The sequence below is a fragment of the Pseudomonas sp. 05N432 genome, from assembly GCF_056396945.1.
Window position 1 is genome coordinate 1 of record NZ_JBFTMM010000070.1, and the last position, 636, is coordinate 636.

General features: G+C 55.1%; 1 protein-coding gene. It reads left to right on the top strand.

Annotated elements, in window-relative coordinates; translation table 11 throughout:
* Window positions 1-27: 27 nt before the first annotated feature.
* The coding region (locus tag AC1DHT_RS29235) for a DUF2931 family protein (protein ID WP_442114859.1) at window positions 28-636 on the top strand (609 nt) is incomplete at its 3' end.

Sequence of the window (636 nt, forward strand, 5' to 3'; positions counted from 1 at the left end):
TCACCCGCAGTTAAAGCGAGTGTTGCAATGTTATTGGCGTTGCTCTTGGGGGGATGCACCAAGGGCCTTGGTCGGTCACTGCCTTATGACGCGTGGAAGCTCAACTTTTTTGGTCCTGCCTACATGGAAGCCTGGATYGAAACGGCGGATGTCGTTGATATCAATGAGCGAGTATTCCGCGGTGCAGGCAGCGGAATCGTATCGACCGGGTATCCGACAGCGTTCAGTAAAGGCATACCGACGAAATTTCTCGGAAAGCCCAAAGGATGGCCCCCACATCCGGGCGGGAGTGGCCGACATGTAAGAGGCGCTGATCTCCCTCGTTTGGTCTATGTGCGCTGGCAGTCGCTGGCCGAGCCGCAGACCTACGAAGCGTACATTGAAATCCCCGAGTCAGCTCGAACCACCATGCTCAAGGGTGAAAGGGCCTTTTGTGGTGCAGATGGTAAATGGATTACGGATTACCGAAAGCTGCTGATTGTTGGCCTGGCACCTGGCGGTATCGCCAAAGTGTATTTGGGTGGCCCTTGCCTGAAGTCGACCGAAGTCACTCGCGTACAAGGCACGATCAATCCCGAAGGCCCTTACGGCGGCACCTCCAACGGAAAACATCGACCCCTTTCAGAAGAATCCAAA